18 protein-coding genes are annotated in these 15,860 nt (G+C 69.7%); 12 read left to right on the forward strand and 6 right to left on the reverse strand.

Annotation, left to right across the window (positions count from 1 at the left end):
• Positions 1–64: 64 nt before the first annotated feature.
• Complete coding sequence (locus tag DEU38_RS12770; protein ID WP_114721824.1) at positions 65–940, forward strand: alpha/beta fold hydrolase; 876 nt, start codon at positions 65–67, stop codon at positions 938–940.
• Between the two features lie 60 nt (positions 941–1,000).
• Here DEU38_RS12770 and DEU38_RS12775 read toward each other — a convergent pair whose 3' ends face one another.
• Positions 1,001–2,101, reverse strand: coding sequence for a CaiB/BaiF CoA-transferase family protein (locus DEU38_RS12775; protein ID WP_114721672.1), 1,101 nt, complete (start codon positions 2,099–2,101; stop codon positions 1,001–1,003).
• 130 nt (positions 2,102–2,231) lie between these two features.
• On the opposite strand from DEU38_RS12775, the gene DEU38_RS12780 reads away from it, so the two are divergent.
• Both DEU38_RS12780 and DEU38_RS12785 read left to right on the forward strand, forming a co-directional pair.
• Positions 2,232–2,612, forward strand: a complete 381-nt coding sequence (locus DEU38_RS12780) for a VOC family protein (RefSeq protein WP_114721674.1) — start codon at positions 2,232–2,234, stop codon at positions 2,610–2,612.
• 4 nt (positions 2,613–2,616) lie between these two features.
• Positions 2,617–3,333 carry an alpha/beta fold hydrolase gene (locus tag DEU38_RS12785; RefSeq protein ID WP_114721676.1) on the forward strand — a complete coding sequence of 239 codons (717 nt, stop codon included), beginning with the start codon at positions 2,617–2,619 and terminating at the stop codon, positions 3,331–3,333.
• Here the strand turns inward: DEU38_RS12785 and DEU38_RS12790 are convergent.
• Positions 3,330–3,755 carry a hypothetical protein gene (locus tag DEU38_RS12790; protein WP_114721678.1) on the reverse strand — a complete coding sequence of 142 codons (426 nt, stop codon included), beginning with the start codon at positions 3,753–3,755 and terminating at the stop codon, positions 3,330–3,332. The two genes, DEU38_RS12785 and DEU38_RS12790, sit on opposite strands and share 4 nt — an antisense overlap.
• Before the next feature lie 41 nt (positions 3,756–3,796).
• Here DEU38_RS12790 and purT point away from each other — a divergent pair, with 41 nt between their 5' ends.
• Both purT and DEU38_RS12800 read left to right on the forward strand, forming a co-directional pair.
• Positions 3,797–5,011, forward strand: a complete 1,215-nt coding sequence (gene purT, locus DEU38_RS12795; protein WP_114721680.1) for a formate-dependent phosphoribosylglycinamide formyltransferase — start codon at positions 3,797–3,799, stop codon at positions 5,009–5,011.
• A 1-nt stretch (position 5,012) separates the two neighbouring features.
• Entirely contained in the window at positions 5,013–5,495 is a 483-nt protein-coding gene (locus DEU38_RS12800) for a DUF456 domain-containing protein (RefSeq protein ID WP_114721682.1), read from the forward strand.
• Between the two features lie 17 nt (positions 5,496–5,512).
• Here the strand turns inward: DEU38_RS12800 and DEU38_RS12805 are convergent, their stop codons facing one another.
• Positions 5,513–6,169 (reverse strand): response regulator transcription factor, encoded by a 657-nt coding sequence (locus DEU38_RS12805; RefSeq protein WP_114721684.1) that lies wholly within the window; start codon positions 6,167–6,169, stop codon positions 5,513–5,515.
• Positions 6,166–7,404 (reverse strand): sensor histidine kinase, encoded by a 1,239-nt coding sequence (locus tag DEU38_RS12810; protein ID WP_114721686.1) that lies wholly within the window; start codon positions 7,402–7,404, stop codon positions 6,166–6,168. The genes DEU38_RS12805 and DEU38_RS12810 overlap by 4 nt, the downstream gene beginning before the upstream one ends.
• 108 nt (positions 7,405–7,512) lie before the next feature.
• Between DEU38_RS12810 and DEU38_RS12815 the strand changes: the two genes are divergently transcribed.
• Entirely contained in the window at positions 7,513–7,695 is a 183-nt protein-coding gene (locus DEU38_RS12815; protein WP_114721688.1) for a hypothetical protein, read from the forward strand.
• The gene (locus tag DEU38_RS12820; protein ID WP_258557854.1) at positions 7,685–8,395 is read left to right on the forward strand and encodes a GAP family protein; all 711 of its coding nucleotides are present in this window, start codon (positions 7,685–7,687) and stop codon (positions 8,393–8,395) included. Before DEU38_RS12815 ends, DEU38_RS12820 begins: the two co-directional genes overlap by 11 nt.
• Positions 8,396–8,449: 54 nt before the next feature.
• Here DEU38_RS12820 and DEU38_RS12825 read toward each other — a convergent pair whose 3' ends face one another.
• Positions 8,450–9,190, reverse strand: coding sequence for an amidohydrolase (locus DEU38_RS12825; protein ID WP_114721690.1), 741 nt, complete (start codon positions 9,188–9,190; stop codon positions 8,450–8,452).
• 89 nt (positions 9,191–9,279) lie between these two features.
• A complete protein-coding gene (locus DEU38_RS12830) occupies positions 9,280–10,659 on the reverse strand; it encodes an FAD-dependent oxidoreductase (protein WP_114721692.1) in 1,380 nt (459 codons plus the stop codon).
• A gap of 312 nt (positions 10,660–10,971) precedes the next feature.
• Here DEU38_RS12830 and DEU38_RS12835 point away from each other — a divergent pair, with 312 nt between their 5' ends.
• The 5 genes from DEU38_RS12835 to DEU38_RS12855 all read left to right on the forward strand — a co-directional run bounded on the left by DEU38_RS12835 (position 10,972) and on the right by DEU38_RS12855 (position 15,853).
• Positions 10,972–11,394: a hypothetical protein gene (locus DEU38_RS12835; protein ID WP_114721694.1), complete on the forward strand. Its 423-nt coding sequence runs from the start codon at positions 10,972–10,974 to the stop codon at positions 11,392–11,394.
• Positions 11,395–11,473: 79 nt separating this feature from the next.
• Positions 11,474–11,905, forward strand: a complete 432-nt coding sequence (locus DEU38_RS12840) for a rhodanese-like domain-containing protein (RefSeq protein WP_114721696.1) — start codon at positions 11,474–11,476, stop codon at positions 11,903–11,905.
• Positions 11,902–13,125, forward strand: a complete 1,224-nt coding sequence (locus DEU38_RS12845) for an O-succinylhomoserine sulfhydrylase (protein ID WP_114721826.1) — start codon at positions 11,902–11,904, stop codon at positions 13,123–13,125. The genes DEU38_RS12840 and DEU38_RS12845 overlap by 4 nt, the downstream gene beginning before the upstream one ends.
• Positions 13,126–13,217: 92 nt before the next feature.
• The gene (locus DEU38_RS12850) at positions 13,218–14,567 is read left to right on the forward strand and encodes a bifunctional adenosylcobinamide kinase/adenosylcobinamide-phosphate guanylyltransferase (RefSeq protein ID WP_181818769.1); all 1,350 of its coding nucleotides are present in this window, start codon (positions 13,218–13,220) and stop codon (positions 14,565–14,567) included.
• Positions 14,568–14,710: 143 nt separating this feature from the next.
• Positions 14,711–15,853: a serine hydrolase domain-containing protein gene (locus DEU38_RS12855; protein ID WP_181818765.1), complete on the forward strand. Its 1,143-nt coding sequence runs from the start codon at positions 14,711–14,713 to the stop codon at positions 15,851–15,853.
• The last annotated feature ends 7 nt before the right edge of the window (positions 15,854–15,860 follow it).

Below are 15,860 nucleotides of genomic sequence, written 5' to 3' on the forward strand. Positions count from 1 at the left end.
GTCGCCGCACCCGTAACGGCGGATCACCCGCTCGGTGCGTCCGTCTTCCGCCAGGATGATCCGCATGCGTGAGATCACCCTCGACCTCGATGCGGTACGCCTTCAAGCCCTGACCTGGGGACCGGAGACCGGCCGGCTGGCAGTGCTGCTGCACGGCTTCCCGGACACCGCGCACACCTGGCGGCACCTGGGGCCCGCGCTGGCGGACGAGGGCTGGCGAGTGGTCGCGCCGTTCACCCGCGGGTACGCACCGTCGGCGGTGCCGGAGGACCACAGCGGTCATGTCGCCGCACTGATGGACGACGCCGTCGCGATCCACGCACGACTGGGCGGCGGGTCCGACGCCGTGCTGGTGGGACACGACTGGGGCGCCACCACTGCGAACGCTCTGGCCGCCCACGCCGAGAACCCGTTCGTCGCGGTGGCGTCGCTCTCGGTCCCGCCGTTCGCGGCCCTGCGGACGCCGGCGGCGGTCCGCGTGCTGCCCCGGCAGCTGCGCAACAGTTGGTACGTCCTGTTCAACCAGCTCCCGCTGCTGCCCGAACGCCACGCGGAACGGCTGGTTCGCCGGCTGTGGGCCGACTGGTCACCCGGGTACGACGCCGGTGAGGACCTGCCGGCCGTGCTGGAGGCGATCGCCGATTCGGCGCACCGCCGTGCTGTATTCGGCTACTACCGGAACTTGCTCCGGCCGTTCCCGCGTCCGCCCGCGCGTTACCGGCGCTGGGCCGGAGCCGAGATGCGGCTGCCGGCGGTCCCGACGCTGTATCTCCACGGCGGCGGCGACGGCTGCCTCGATCCGCGGCTCGCCGTGCTGGTGGGGCCCGGACTCCCGCCGGGCAGCGAGACCCACGTGATCGAAGGGGCGGGCCACTTCCTCCAACTCGAGCAGCCGGCGGCGGTCAACGCCCGGATCGTGGAGTTCCTCGCCGGGCACTGACGGCGACGCTCGGCTGGGGCCTCCCCGCCGAGCGTCGCGTGCAGACTGCCGTGGAGCGGCTCAGCGCCAGAGCGTGTCGACGTCGGTCGCGCTGTGGGCGGGCGGCTCGGGCGTGCGGTTGGGCGTGCGCGAGAAGCGCGGCGCCGGGGCGTGCTGCGGCACGCCCTCGATCTCGATGATCCCGCCGCGAGCCGCGACGTGCGGATCCTGCGGGGCCTCGGCGAACGTGAGCACCGGGGTGGTGCAGGCGTCGGTGCCGTCGAAGATCTTGGTCCATTCGTCGCGGGACTTCGACAGGAACCGGTCGGTGAGGATCTGGCGCAGTTCGGGCCAGCGGGCGGCGTCGTTCTGGCCCGGCAGCTCCGCGGGATCCAGTTCGAGGCCCTTCAACAGCACGGCATAGAACTGCGGCTCGATCGCGCCGACGGCCATGTACTTGCCGTCGGAGGTCTCGTAGGTGTCGTAGTACGGGGCGCCACCGTCGAGCATGTTCATGCCACGCTCGTCCGACCACATGCCGATGCGGCGGAAGTTCCAGATGATGTGCGACAGCGCGAGCGTGCCGTCGACCATCGCGGCATCGACGACCTGGCCCTTGCCCGAGGTCTGCCGCTCGATGATCGCCGCGAGGATGCCGAACAGCAGGAACATCGAGCCACCGCCGAAGTCGCCCACCATGTTCAGCGGCGGCACCGGACGCTCGCCCTTGCGGCCGATCGCATGCAGGACGCCGGTCAGCGAGATGTAGTTGATGTCGTGACCCGCGGAGTGGGCGAGCGGTCCGTCCTGCCCCCAGCCGGTCATGCGGCCGTAGACGACGCGGGGGCAGCGCGCGAGCACCACGTCGGGACCGAGACCCATGCGTTCCATCACGCCGGGGCGGAAGCCCTCGATCAGGATGTCGGCGCGACCGAGCAAGTCGAGGACCTTCTCGACGTCGGTGGGGTTCTTCAGGTCGGCCTCGACGACCCGGCGGTTGCGCGCGGTCTGATCCCCGACCGTGCCCTCGGGCGGGATCTGCCCGGCACGCTGCACGCGCACCACGTCCGCACCCAGATCGGCCAGCAGTGTCGCGGCGTGCGGACCCGGTCCGATTCCGGCGAACTCGACGACGCGGATCCCGGTCAGCGGGCCCTTACGCTCGGTCCCTGCAGCAGTCACGGCATACCTCTTTCTGGATGGTCGACCTCATTTCCTGTGACGGTAACCCCTGCGGATGCGACTTTGTGTCGCGGGTCACGGGAAACCGGCCACTTGTCTCCGGCACTGATCGGGGCGCACAGTGGATGGCATGGCCTTCCCCGGAGAACTCGTCGCGTTCCTGGCCAGCACCGACCTGGACGTCTCGTCGATGTTCTACGTCGACACGCTGGGCCTGGCCGTCACCGAGCGCACGCCGTTCGCGCTCGTCGTCGACGGCGGTGGCGGCACCGAACTGCGCATCACCCTCGTCCAGTCGAAGGCCGACACCGGGTACACAGTGTTGGGGTGGCGCACGAAGGATCTGTCGGCGACGGTCGACGACCTGCGGGCCAGAGGCGTCGACTTCCTGCGCTACCAGGGGATGGACCAGGACGAGCACGACGCGTGGACGGCGCCCGACGGCACCCGGGTCGCGTGGTTCCACGATCCGCACGCCAACGTGCTCTCGATCCACCAGCCGCCGGCCTGATCCGGTGGGATTCGCCCTGGCCGCGGGTGCGCGGCTGCACTACGAGGTGCACGGAGACGGCGAGCCACTGGTGCTGTTGCACGGCAACAGCGAGAACCTCGGCTATTTCGCCGGGCAGGTTCCCGCGTTCGCCGCGACCTACCGTGTGCTCGCGCTCGACACCCGCGCGCACGGTGAATCGACCCGGGGCGACGGCCCACTGGACTTCGAGCGCTTCGCCGACGACGTGTGCGCGGTCCTCGACGCGACCGGTGTCGAGAGTGCGCACGTCCTGGGCTACAGCGACGGCGGCAACACCGCCCTCACGCTCGCGCTGCGGCACCCGGCGCGGGTGCGATCGCTGATCGTCAACGCCGCCAACCTCGATCCGGCCGGACTGGGGCCGATGTTCCGGATTCCCGCGACGGCGGCCTGGATGCTCGGCGGTCTGGTGGCGCCGCTGTCGCGAGGCCTCGCGCGGAGACGCGAAATGCTGGGCCTGATGGTGCGGCATCCCCACATCGCGCCGGCCGCGCTCGCCGCGATCGACGTTCCGACGCTGGTGATCGTGGGGGAGCGCGACGTGATCCCCCGGCGCCACACCGACCTGATCACGCGCTCGATCCCGGGTGCCGAACTGGTGGTCCTCCCCGGCGCGGGCCACGCGTCCGCCGAGGAGCGACCCGATCTGTTCAACGCCGCGGTGCTGGACTTCCTGGCCCGCGTGGAGGCGCGCGGCTAGAGGATCTGCGCCGAGACGAACCCGGCGAGCAGCACCGCGAACGCGCCGATCTCGCCGACGACCAGTGCGATCATCGCCACACGCAGTGCCGCGTCGGGGCGCTCGAACTGGTTGGTGGTGTCGCGGCGGGCGCCGTGCACGATGTAGCTGCCGATGGCCGCGACGAAGAAGAACACCAGGATCCCCGCGCACGTCGCATTCGCCGCCGTCGGCCAGCCGCTGAGCTCGACGAACGCCGAAACGAGAAGCGTCGCAAACGAGTACAGGAGCGCCGAGCGGTGCGCGATGTCGACGTACGGGTGCGCGAGATGATTCGGCGACGTGTGCATCTGGTGGTACTTCCACACCCCGAGGAGCAGGGCCAGCAGGAAGATGAGCCCCGCCGCGAGCAGTGTCAGGCGGGTGTCGAGGCCGAGTTCCATCGCGACAGTATGACCTGCGGCAACCGCATATAGTCCGACGCATGCGTCCCGACACTTCCGCTGACATTCCCACCCGGATCGGTACCCCGCTGAGCCCGAGCGCCACCCGCGTGATGCTGCTGGGCTCCGGCGAACTCGGCAAGGAGGTGATCATCGCCCTGCAGCGCCTGGGCGTCGAGGTGATCGCCGTCGATCGCTACGCCGACGCCCCCGGTCACCAGGTGGCGCACCGCGCGCACACCGTCGACATGGGCGACCGCGAACAACTGCTGCGCGTCATCGAGGACGAGCGCCCGCACTTCGTGGTGCCCGAGATCGAGGCCATCGCCACCGAGGCCCTCGCCGAGGTGGAGGAGCGCGGACTGGCCGTCGTCATCCCCACCGCGCGGGCGACGCAGCTGACGATGAACCGGGAAGGCATCCGCCGTCTCGCCGCCGAGGAGCTGGGCCTGCCGACGTCGCCGTACGCGTTCGCCGATTCGCTGGACGAGGTGCGTGCCGCCGCCGAGCAGATCGGGTTCCCGTGCGTCATCAAGCCGGTGATGTCGTCGTCCGGCAAGGGGCAGTCCGTCGCGCGCAGTGCGGACGATCTCGAAAGCTCTTGGGAATACGCGCTTTCCGGCGGACGGGTCAACAAGGGGCGGGTGATCGTCGAGGGCTTCGTCGACTTCGACTACGAGATCACCCAGCTCACCGTCCGCGCCGTGGACGGCACGCACTTCTGCGAGCCGATCGGCCACCTGCAGGACGCCGGCGACTACATCGAGTCGTGGCAGCCGCAGGCGATGACCCCAGCCGCGCTCGCCGCTGCACGTGACGTCGCGGAGAAGGTGACCACCGCGCTGGGCGGACGTGGCATCTTCGGCGTCGAACTGTTCGTCAAGGGCGACGCCGTCTACTTCTCCGAGGTGAGCCCCCGCCCGCACGACACCGGACTGGTGACGCTGCGCTCGCAGCGGTTCTCGGAGTTCGAGTTGCACGCCCGCGCGATCCTCGGCCTGCCCGTCGACACGACGTTGGCTGCCCCCGGCGCGTCCGCGGTGATCTACGGCGGCGTCGAGTCGGTCGGTGTCGCGTTCGAAGGCGTCGCCGACGCCCTGGCGGTGCCGGAGACCGATCTGCGCCTGTTCGGCAAGCCCGAGGCGTTCGCGCGTCGTCGCATGGGCGTCGCGGTGTCCACCGGGCCGGATGTCGAGACGGCCCGCGAACGGGCCCGCGAGGCGGCGTCCCGGGTGCGCGTCGTCGTGCCGGAGTGACGTGAGCGCCGGGGTCGAGGTTCTGCTCGGCCTGGTGATGCTCGTCGGGTTGGTCGGCGTCGTGGTGCCGATCCTGCCCGGCACGCTGCTGATCGCCGGTGCGCTGCTGGTGTGGGCGATCGTCGACGCCAGCGCTGCCGGGTGGGGCGTCTTCGTGGCCGGGGCCGCGCTGATGGTGGGCGCGGGGATCATCAAGTACACGTGGCCCGGACGCCGGATGCGCGACGCCGGCGTCCCCAACCGCTCGGTGATGTTCGGCGGGTTGGTCGGGATCGTCGGCTTCTTCGTGGTGCCGGTGGTGGGACTGCTGCTCGGGTTCCTGCTCGGCACGTACGCGGCCGAGGCGGCCCGGCACCGCACGCACCGCGACGCGTGGGGCTCGACCGTGCACGCCACCAAGGCCGTCGGACTGTCGATCCTGGTCGAACTGTTCGGCGCGCTCCTCGCGGTAGGCCTGTGGCTGGGCGCGGTGCTGTTCGTCTGACCGCCCGGTCGGGCCAGTCACAAGTCGAGTTCGCGGGCGAGCAACGCGGCCTGGACCCGCGACGCCAATCCGAGCTTGCAGAGTACCCGCGACACGTGCGTCTTGATCGTGGGAGCTCCCACCCCCAGTTCCCGGGATAACCCGGCGTTGGACAGGCCCTGCCCCAGCAGTCGCAGCACCTCGAGCTCCCGGTCGGTCAGGTCGGCGAGTGCCGTCGGTGGGGTGCGGCGTGCGGGGACTCGAACGAACTGGTCGATCAACGCGGACGCAGCACGCGGAGCCAGCACGGACTCTCCGGCCGCGACCGTGCGCACCGCAGCGGTCAGTTCATCCGCAGTCGCGGTTTTCACGAGGAACCCCGACGCGCCGGCGCGCAGCGCCCCGAACACGTACTCGTCGAGGTCGAACGTGGTGAGTACGACCACCCGACTGTCGGTGGTGTCGGTAATCGCACGCGTGGCCGTGATGCCGTCCGTGCCGGGCATCCGCACGTCCATCAGGACGACGTCCGGGCGATGGGTGCGGGCGAGGGTCACCGCCGATGTACCCGAATCCGCCTCGGCCACCACGTCGATGTCCGGTTGTCCATCGAGGATCATCGCGAGTCCCGCGCGGATGGCCGCGTGATCGTCTGCCAGCACCACGCGGATCGGCAGTCCATCGCGCTCGTTCATTCGGACGCTCCTCGTGACTCGAGCGGCAGCACCGAATCGACGATCCAGCAGTCCTGTGTCGCGCCGGCGTGGAGTCGGCCACCCAGCAACTGGGCGCGTTCTGTCATGTTGCGCAGTCCCTGTCCTCCGGACGCAGCGGAGGGCTCGTCGCCCGGGCCGCGTGGTATCGGGTTGTGCACGCGCAGCCGAACGGCATCGGCATCCTGCTGGATCGTGATCGAGATCTTCTGACGGGGAGCATGTTTGACCGCATTGGTGATCGATTCTTGCGCTATTCGGTACGTGGCGTGGTCCACGACGCTGGTCAACGTATCGGGATTCGTCGCGACGCTGGCTTCCACGGCGCTTCCGGCCGCGCGCGCACCGACGATCAGCATGTCGAGGTCGCTCAGGCGTAGCGGGGCGCCAGGATCATCCGGATCGCTCTCGGCGCGGAGTAGATCGATCATCGAGCGCATCTCGTCAAGCGCGGCGACGCTCCCCGCCCGGATGGCGGTCAGGACGTTGTCGAGAGTTGGATCGGTCCCGGTCGTCCCTCGAGACAGCGCGGCCTCCGATTGAATCGCGATCGCCGACAGGTGACTCGCGATCACGTCGTGCAGATCCCGAGCCATGCGATTCCGTTCGTGGGCGACCGCGGCCGCCCGGTCCGCCTCCGCGAGGGCCCGCATCGACTCTGCCCGTGCCCGTTCGGCGGCCGCGACCTCCTGGTGACGACGGATCGCGAGCGCCCACCACACGGGCGTCGTGAAGAACAGTGCGAGGACGATCCCCGCCGCCGCGGCTGCGCGGCCGTCCTGCCATCCGACGTAGGCGGCAGCAGTGAGAACGACGACCGCCGCCCCGGTGGAGTAGCAGACCGCCCGGCTGACTCGGGGCCGCCCGTACAACACCGCGGCGTAGACGAGATCGGAGAGAACCAGCCACACGGGGACGGTGGGTCCCAGTGCGAGGTCGATGGCGGTCAGGACCGCCCCCACGGTCAGGGCGGCGGCCGGGTACGTGCTGCGGAAGGTGTCCGCAGCGGCGATCGCGACGAGCAGCGCGACCCGAACACCGGCGGGGGTGGAGCTCGGCCCGGTGCCGAGTTGAAATGCGCCGACGGCATACAGGACCAACCCGATGACGAGCATCCCGCCCGCGATCAGGAGGTCCTCTCGGCGGCGGGAACGGTCGGTCCCCGTGTGCCGACGCGTCCACAGGCCACCACGCGGCGGTGTCGATGGGTGCGCCATCGCTCCATCACAGCACAGCGGGACGCCGGACCCGTCATACCAAGTGATGACGTCGCGGCCGCCCGGAGGCCGATGTGTCGGCTCCAGGGCTCCTGCAGGATTCGTGGCATGCAGATACGACTTGCGGCAGTGTTCGGAGTGCTCCTGATCGTCGTCGGGGCCGCGTTGTGGCTGTTCGCGCGCGACGCCGAGTTCTTCTGGTTCCGCGGTGGACCGCTCGGCGTCGTGCTTGGTTTGGTCGGGGTGATCGACGTCGTCAGCGCGCGTAGGACCGACACCAGTGGCCGTTGACGTGAACGTGGTGCTGCTGGCGTCGCTGGCAGGCCTTGCGCTCGTGGACAGTACGAGCATCGGAACGCTGGTACTGCCGGTGTGGATGCTACTCGCGCCCGGGCGCCCACCCGTCGGTCGCATCGTCCGCTACCTGATCGTCATCGCCGGGTTCTACCTCGTCATCGGCGCGGCCCTCCTTACCGCGGCGCGGATGGGCCTCGACGTCGGAGGCCGGATGTTGGATTCGCCTGCGGCAAAGGCGGTCCAGTTGGCCGTCGGCGCGGCATTGTTCGTGCTGAGCTTCCGCTTCGACTCGAAGAAGCGCCGCGAACGTGGCGAGTCGAGTCGGGTCATCCGTTGGCGCGATCGGGCCCTCTCGGCGGGCGGGTCGGGTGGTGTCACCACACTGGCCCTCTCGGCGGGAACGCTGGAGCTGGTCACGATGATCCCCTACCTCGCGGCCATCGCGCTGATCGTCTCCGTGGGAGCGCCCGCTGCTCTGTCGATCCCGCTGCTGGCCGCCTACTGTCTGGTGATGATCGTCCCGGCCGTGACCCTGCTGGGGCTGCGGATATTGGTCGGGCAGCGCGCCGACGGCGTCCTGCACCGGATCGACGACTTCTTCACTCGCAACGCGGACAGCGCCGTGGGTTGGGCGTTGGGAATCGCGGGCTTTCTGCTCGCGATGGACGCCGCGAGCGCCCTGTTCGCGTTATGAGGACGTCCGGAAGAACCAGTCGTCGTCGTGCCCACGATTGGTCATCGTCGCAGCTCAGCCGCAGCGGTACCACTCGCGCGCGTTGCCGCCGAGGACGGCCTCGAGGTCGTCCCCGACGGCGTCGGCGATGACGTCGACGTCGGCGGCCTCGAACGCGCGGCGGGCACGGGTGCCGGGCAGGTCGGTGCCGAACATGAGGGCCTTCGGGTTGACGGCGTGGATCTGCCGGATGACGCTGCCGACGTCGTCGATCGAGGTCCGTCCGAAGCCGGTGGCCTTCACCTTGGCGCCCCGGTCGACGAGGTTGAGCAGGTACCGCAGCCCGCGCGTCGACATACCCAGGTGGTCGATGCTGACTGCGGGCAGCTTCGCGAACACCGGTTCGAGCGACAGCAGCAGCGTCGCGTCCACGTAGAACTCGGCGTGCCAGCCCACCAGTTCGTACGCCCGCAGGGCCTGCGTCGTGAGGACCTGGACGTCGGTGGCGCTGCGCCGCAGATTGAAGCGCACCCCGCGGACCCCGGCGCGGTCGAGCGCGAGGATGTCGTCGTCGGTGGCGTCGGGGTCGAGGTGCGTGACGCCCACCCAGCCCTCGCCGAGTTCCTCGAGCGCGGCCAGCAGGCCAGGCCCACCGAGCGTGCCCTGGTACGACGCGGTCACCACCGCACCACCGTCGACGCCGAAGCCCGCCATGCGGCGGCGGTAGTCGTCGATCGTGAACGGATCGGGCAGATACCCGTTGTTCTCCACCAGCGGGAACCGCGGATCGATGATGTGCACGTGCGCGTCAAACACGTGTTCATCATGCCTCCCGAAACAGCTGAAGGGGCCCTTCACGCGCTGACGGCGCGTGAAGGGACCCTTCAGCCGGGTGACGGAGTGCGTCAGGCCTTGTGCGGCTCGCTGGCGCGCAGCATGTCCTCGCGCTCGACGACCTTGACGCGTTCGCGGCCCTCGGGCTCACCGAGGGAACGCTCGTGGGCGTCGAGGCGGTACCAGCCCTGCCACGTGGTGTAAGGAACACCCTTGCCCTCGAGGAACTCGATGATCGCGTCCTCGCCCGGCTCGGCGGCACCCGCGAAGTTCGGGGAGTCCTCGAGCAGGCATGCGATGGTCTCGTTCGCGTCGCCCTTGGTGTGGCCGATCAGGCCGACCGGGCCACGCTTGATCCAGCCGGTGACGTAGGTGGCGTCCATGAAGCGTGACGCGCCGTCCGCAGTGTCGTCCGCGAGGACACGCCCAGCCTCGTTGGGGACGGTGCCGGCCTGCTCGTCGAACGGCAGCTTGGCGATGTTCTGCGACAGGTAGCCGACGGCGCGGTACACGGCCTGGACGTCCCAGTCGTTGAACTTGCCGGTACCGCGGACGTTTCCGGTGCCGTCCAGTTCGGTGCGCTCGGTGCGCAGGCCGACGACCTTGCCGTCCTCGCCGAGAACCTCGTGCGGCGACTCGAAGAAGTGCAGGAACAGCTTGTGCGGGCGATCGCCCTGGTCACGGATGGCCCAGTCCTGCAGCGTGTTCGCGACCATGTCGACCTGCTTGGAGCCGCGACGCGCAGCCTCGGAGCCCTCGTCGTAGTCGATGTCCTCGGGGTCGACGATGACCTCGATGGTGGGGGAGTGGTCCAGCTCGCGCAGCTCGAGCGGCGTGAACTTGGCCTGCGCCGGGCCGCGACGGCCGAACACGTGGACCTCGACGGCCTTGTTGTTCTTGAGGCCCTCGTACACGTTCGCGGGGATCTCGGTGGGCAGCAGTTCATCGCCGGTCTTCGCCAGGACGCGGGCGATGTCGAGCGCGACGTTGCCGACGCCCAGCACGGCAACCTTCTCGGCCTCGAGCGGCCACGTGCGCGGGACGTCCGGGTGGCCGTCGTACCAGGAGACGAAGTCGGCGGCGCCGTAGCTGCCCTCCAGGTCGATGCCCGGGATGTTCAGGGCGCGGTCGGCGTTGGCGCCGGTCGAGAAGATCACGGCGTCGTAGTAGCGGCGCAGATCGTCGAGGGTGATGTCGTTGCCGTAGTCGATGTTGCCCAGCAGACGCACAGCGTCCTTGTCCAGCACCTTGTGCAGGGCGGTGATGATGCCCTTGATGCGCGGGTGGTCCGGCGCGACGCCGTATCGGATGAGGCCGAAGGGCGCCGGCATCCGCTCGAACAGGTCGATGCTCACCTCGGTGTCGGACTTCATGAGCGCATCGGCGGCATAGATTCCGGCCGGGCCGGCACCGACGATGGCCACGCGCAGTGGACGAGTCTGGTCAGTCATCTGAGGCGAACTACCTTTTCGATTGGACGGACGTGCTGGTGGTTGTGCGACAGCCGTGTGTGAAGCTCCAGCTTAAACTAAGCCCTACCTAACACGCGGTGCTGTCGGACTGTCGCGGGCGGTGGATTCCCCCGAACCCACCGTCCCCCGCCTTCATGCTAGAACTCGCACGGCGACCGCACCCGATACTCCCGGTGTGTTCTACCCCCGGGTAGTACGCCGTTGTTTGGGAGGTCACAAACAGCGATTGTGCCTTGGACTGTTCGCGACCCGGTTGGAGAGGACCCGGGCAGTCAGGGGAAAATCGCAGGTATGACCGATCAGCAGGAGCCCCTCGACGACCCCTCGCGCACGACGGCGAAGCCCTTCATTCTCGCCGTGTCAATAGTGGCGATCTTGATGATCGGAATTATCGTCTCCGCGCTGCTGCGACCGGCCGAGGAGAGTCGATCCGATGCCGATCGGATCAACGCGTCCGTCAGTGATTTCGTCCGCGCGAGCAACAACGACGATGCGGACGCGATCGACCACATGGTGTGCCAGGGATTTGCCGAGGAACGCTCCCCGATCGCCGGCCGTGAGGGCGAGATCAAGATCGAAGAAGTCACCAATGCGGCCGTGAACGGCACCGCCGCCACCGCGGACGTTCGGATCGACGCGGGCGACGGCAAGGGCGCCGCCACCTCGACGTGGCAGTTCGTCCACGGCGACGGCATCTGGCTCGTCTGTAACTGACCCGCCGCACCTGCACAGTTCTCGCGTTCTCGACCCTCCGCGTGCTACGCCCCACCGGGCACTGTGGAAAGCTGGGACGGTGAGCTACGCAGGTGACATAACGCCGCAGCAAGCCTGGGAGCTGCTGCGCGAGCATCCGGAAGCCGTGCTCGTGGATGTGCGGACCGACGCCGAATGGCGATACGTCGGGTTGCCCGACACGTCGTCGATCGACCGCCGGACCGTGCTCATCGAATGGGTGAGCTATCCCACGGGTGCGCGCAACGAGTCCTTCGTCGACCAGTTGGTCGAGGCGGGCATCGTCGGTGGCGCCGACGCGGAAGCAGCGCGTCCGGTGATTTTCCTGTGTCGCTCCGGGCAACGCTCCATCGGTGCGGCCGAGGCCGCGACCGCCGTCGGTATCGGACCGTCGTACAACGTGCTCGACGGGTTCGAGGGCGGGCTCGGGTCCGACAACCGTCGCGGCACCACCGGCTGGCGCGCCGTGGGCCTGCCGTGGAGGCAGTCGTGAGCGCCATCCCGCAGGGCGGGTCCTTCCGCAAGACGTTGCCCGACTCCGTGCGTCCGGCCACCCTCGGTGTCCGCGGCGGCACGATGCGGTCCGGCTTCGAGGAGACGTCCGAGGCGATCTACCTCAACTCCGGCTTCGTCTACGAGTCCGCCGAGGCGGCCGAGCAGGCGTTCACCGGCGAGGTCGACCACTTCGTGTACTCCCGTTACGGCAACCCCACCGTGAAGATGTTCGAGGAGCGGCTGCGTCTGCTCGACGGCGCCGAGGGCTGCTACGCCACCGCGTCGGGCATGTCCGCGGTGTTCACCGCGCTGGCCGCGCTGCTCGGCAAGGGCGACCGGCTGGTGGCCGCACGCAGCCTGTTCGGCTCGTGCTTCGTGGTGTGCAACGAGATCCTGCCCCGCTGGGGCGTGGAGACCGTGTTCGTCGACGGCGAGGACCTCGACCAGTGGGAGCAGGCGCTGTCGGTGCCCACCACGGCCGTGTTCTTCGAGACGCCGTCCAACCCGATGCAGACCCTCGTGGACGTCCGCAAGGTGTCGGAGATGGCGCACGCCGCCGGTGCCAAGGTGGTGCTCGACAACGTCTTCGCGACCCCGCTGCTGCAGCGCAGCCTGGATCTCGGCGCCGACGTGATCGTGTACTCGGGCACCAAGCACATCGACGGCCAGGGGCGTGTCCTCGGCGGCGCGATCCTGGGTCCCAAGGACTACATCGACGGCCCGGTGCAGCAGCTGATCCGGCACACCGGTCCGGCGCTGAGCCCGTTCAACGCGCACACCCTGCTCAAGGGTCTCGAGACGATGCCGCTGCGCGTGAACCACTCGGTGGACAGCGCCCTGCGTATCGCGCAGTTCCTCGAGGCCGAGGACGCGATCCGTTGGGTCAAGTACCCGTACCTCGAATCGCACCCGCAGCACGAGCTCGCGAAGTCGCAGATGAGCGGTGGCGGCACGGTCGTCACGTTCGAGCTGGACTCGGCCGAGGGCGAGGGGAAGAAGCGTGCCTTCGAGCTGCTGAACAAGCTGCAGGTCATCGACATCTCCAACAACCTCGGTGACTCCAAGTCGCTCATCACCAACCCGGCCACCACCACGCACCGCGCGATGGGACCGGAGGGGCGCGCCGCGATCGGCCTGTCCGACGGCGTCGTGCGCCTGTCGGTCGGCCTGGAGGATCCCGAGGATCTGCTGGAGGATCTGGCGCAGGCACTGCGCTGACGCTCGCTGTGTAGTGGCCGAATGTCACACACGTTCGGTCCGACTGAACGCATGTGACATTCGGCCGGAGCGCGAACGGGAGGGGTTGGGTCATCGACGTCGTACTGCTGGGCACCGGCAGCGCCGACGGGTGGCCCAACCCCTTCTGCGTGTGCGCGTCCTGCCGCACCGCCGCCGCGCGCGGCGAGATCCGCGGTCAGACGGCCGCCCTCGTCGACGGCACGATCCTGCTCGACTGCGGACCGGAGATCCCGCGGGCCGCGGTGCACGCCGGACGTTCCCTCGCCGGCGTCCGCCACATCCTGTTCACCCACGCGCACCCCGACCATGTCGGTCCGGCGGCGCTGCTGTTCCGCGCGTGGGTGCGGCGGGACGAACCCCTCGACGTGATCGGGCCGCCCGAGGCGCTGGACCTGTGCCGCGACTGGGTGGGCCCCGACGACCCGGTGCGGTTCGTCCCGGTTGCCGCCGGTGACCGAATCGACCTGGACGGCTACACGATTCGCGTGCTCGAGGCCGCACACACCGCGATACGTGACGGCGACAGCGTGCTCTACGACGTCGCCGCCCCGGAGGGCGCGCGGATGCTGTGGGCCACCGACACCGGGCCGCTGCCATCGTCGACGCTGGACGCCGTCCAGGATGCGGGATACGACGCGGTGTTCCTCGAGGAGACCTTCGGGACCCGCACCGACCTCTGCGCCGGACACCACGACCTGACGACGTTCCCGCGCACGCTGGCCGCACTGCGCGAATCCGGCGCGATCACCGACGCCACCGACGTGGTGGCCGTGCACCTGAGCCACTACAACCCGCCCACCCCGGAACTGACGGAGCGCCTGGCGCCGTGGGGTGCCCGGGTGGTGGACGACGGGGCGACGGTGACCGTAGGGGCGCAGACGGTGACCGAGACGCCGGGGCTCCGGCGCACCCTCGTCCTCGGCGGCGCCCGCGCCGGCAAGTCCACGTACGCCGAGGCGCTGCTGACGGCGCATCCGCGGGTCACGTACCTGGCGACCGGCGGGGTGCACGAGGGAGATCGGGAGTGGGCGGAGCGGATCGCCCTGCACCGGGCCCGACGCCCGGCGGGGTGGACCACCGTCGAGACGGCGGACGCGTCCGCGGTGCTGCGGTCCGCCCGCGAACCCGTCCTGCTGGACTGCCTCGGCACCTGGCTCACCGGACGCCTCGATCACCACGGCGTCTGGACGGGTGGCGATTGGGCCGCGGTGGATGCCGATGTGAGCGATCTGCTGGACGCGATGCGTTCGGTGACGGTGCCGGTCGTGGTGGTCAGCAACGAGGTGGGCAGCGGTGTGGTGCCGCCGACGTCGGCGGGTCGACGGTTCCGGGACCTGCTGGGGCGGGTGAACTCGGCGGTCGCGGGTGAGTCGGAGAGCGTCGTGCTGGTGGTTGCGGGCGTGGCGACACCGCTGCGCTGAGCGCCCACTCCGGGCCTCTGCGCACGGGAACCCGCGCCGGCGCTCGAGGAATGGGCGCTGACGCCGAATCATTCCTGCGGGAGTCGGCGGCGGCCTAGGCTGTCAGGTGGGGCCGCGGCGGGGGTGTCCGGTTCGAGGTGTTCATGACATCGGTACAGGGTCAATGTGATTCGGCGTTCTCGGCTGTCCGCGATGTCTTCGAGGACAGCTTCGCGGACGGCACGAACCTGGGTGCCGCGGTCGCCGTCTACGCCGACGGCCGACCCGTGGTGGACCTGTGGGGCGGCGTGGCGGACCGGCGCACCGGACGGGCGTGGGCCTGGGACACCCCGTGCGTGGTGTTCTCCTGCACCAAGGCCGTGACCGCGGCGGCGGCGCTGCTGCTCACCGAACGCGGTTACGTGACGGTGGACGCGCCGGTCGCGCAGTGGTGGCCGGAGTTCGCGCAGAACGGCAAGGGCGGCGTCACCGTCGAACATCTGCTCACACACCAGGCCGGACTGCCGGCGTTCGACGAACAGGTGTCGGTGGCACAGGCGGCCGAGCCGGCGGCGATGGCGGAGCGGCTCGCACGGCAGGCCCCGGAGTGGGAACCCGGCACCGATCACGGCTACCACGCCCTGACCTTCGGGTGGCTGGTCGGCGAACTGGTCCGGCGGCACACCGGGAAGACGGTGGGACAGTTCGTCCACGAGGAGTTCGGCACCGACCTGTGGATCGGGGCGCCGGCGGGGACGATCGCCCGCTCGGCCCGGATCAGCGTCCCGCGCCGCGGGGAGCCGTCGTCGCCGCTGACGGACGTCGCGACGCAGACACGGATCGACTCGGCCTACGCCGAGCCCGGCTCGCCGATCTTCCGGGCCACCACGAATCCGGTTGCGTCGTACAACGATCCGGCAGTGCTCGGCGGCGGATGGCCGGCCGCCGGGATGGTGACGACGGCCCGCGCGCTGGCCCGGTTCTATCGCGACCTCGTGCACGGCGTGTCGTTGAGCCATGAGACGCTGGACGACGCGCTGCGCGAACGGGTCCGCGGCCCGGACCGGGTGCTGCTCACCGACAGCGCGTACGGCCTCGGCTTCATGCGTCCGGCGCAGAGTTTCGAGCTACCCGAGGTGGCTCGTGACACCGCGTTCGGTCACCCGGGCGCGGGCGGGGCCGTCGGCCTCGGCGACCCCGACCACGGACTGACGGTCGCGTTCGTGCCGAACCTCAAGCGCGACTACTTCGCCGGTGACCGTCGCGCGTACCGGCTGATCGAGGCCGCGTACGCCTCGATCGCGTGAAACATTC

It is taken from the genome of Rhodococcus sp. AG1013, from assembly GCF_003350365.1.
GTDB lineage: Bacteria > Actinomycetota > Actinomycetes > Mycobacteriales > Mycobacteriaceae > Prescottella.

What these genes read in the sequence shown, in the direction of transcription:
- DEU38_RS12770 (WP_114721824.1), top strand. Translation starts at nt 65, where the DNA reads ATGCGTGAGATCACCCTCGACCTCGATGCGGTACGCCTTCAAGCCCTG.
- DEU38_RS12780 (WP_114721674.1), top strand. Translation starts at nt 2,232, where the DNA reads ATGGCCTTCCCCGGAGAACTCGTCGCGTTCCTGGCCAGCACCGACCTG.
- DEU38_RS12790 (WP_114721678.1), bottom strand. Translation starts at nt 3,755, where the DNA reads ATGGAACTCGGCCTCGACACCCGCCTGACACTGCTCGCGGCGGGGCTC.
- purT (WP_114721680.1), top strand. Translation starts at nt 3,797, where the DNA reads ATGCGTCCCGACACTTCCGCTGACATTCCCACCCGGATCGGTACCCCG.
- DEU38_RS12805 (WP_114721684.1), bottom strand. Translation starts at nt 6,169, where the DNA reads ATGAACGAGCGCGATGGACTGCCGATCCGCGTGGTGCTGGCAGACGAT.
- DEU38_RS12810 (WP_114721686.1), bottom strand. Translation starts at nt 7,404, where the DNA reads ATGGCGCACCCATCGACACCGCCGCGTGGTGGCCTGTGGACGCGTCGG.
- DEU38_RS12815 (WP_114721688.1), top strand. Translation starts at nt 7,513, where the DNA reads ATGCAGATACGACTTGCGGCAGTGTTCGGAGTGCTCCTGATCGTCGTC.
- DEU38_RS12830 (WP_114721692.1), bottom strand. Translation starts at nt 10,659, where the DNA reads ATGACTGACCAGACTCGTCCACTGCGCGTGGCCATCGTCGGTGCCGGC.
- DEU38_RS12835 (WP_114721694.1), top strand. Translation starts at nt 10,972, where the DNA reads ATGACCGATCAGCAGGAGCCCCTCGACGACCCCTCGCGCACGACGGCG.
- DEU38_RS12855 (WP_181818765.1), top strand. Translation starts at nt 14,711, where the DNA reads ATGACATCGGTACAGGGTCAATGTGATTCGGCGTTCTCGGCTGTCCGC.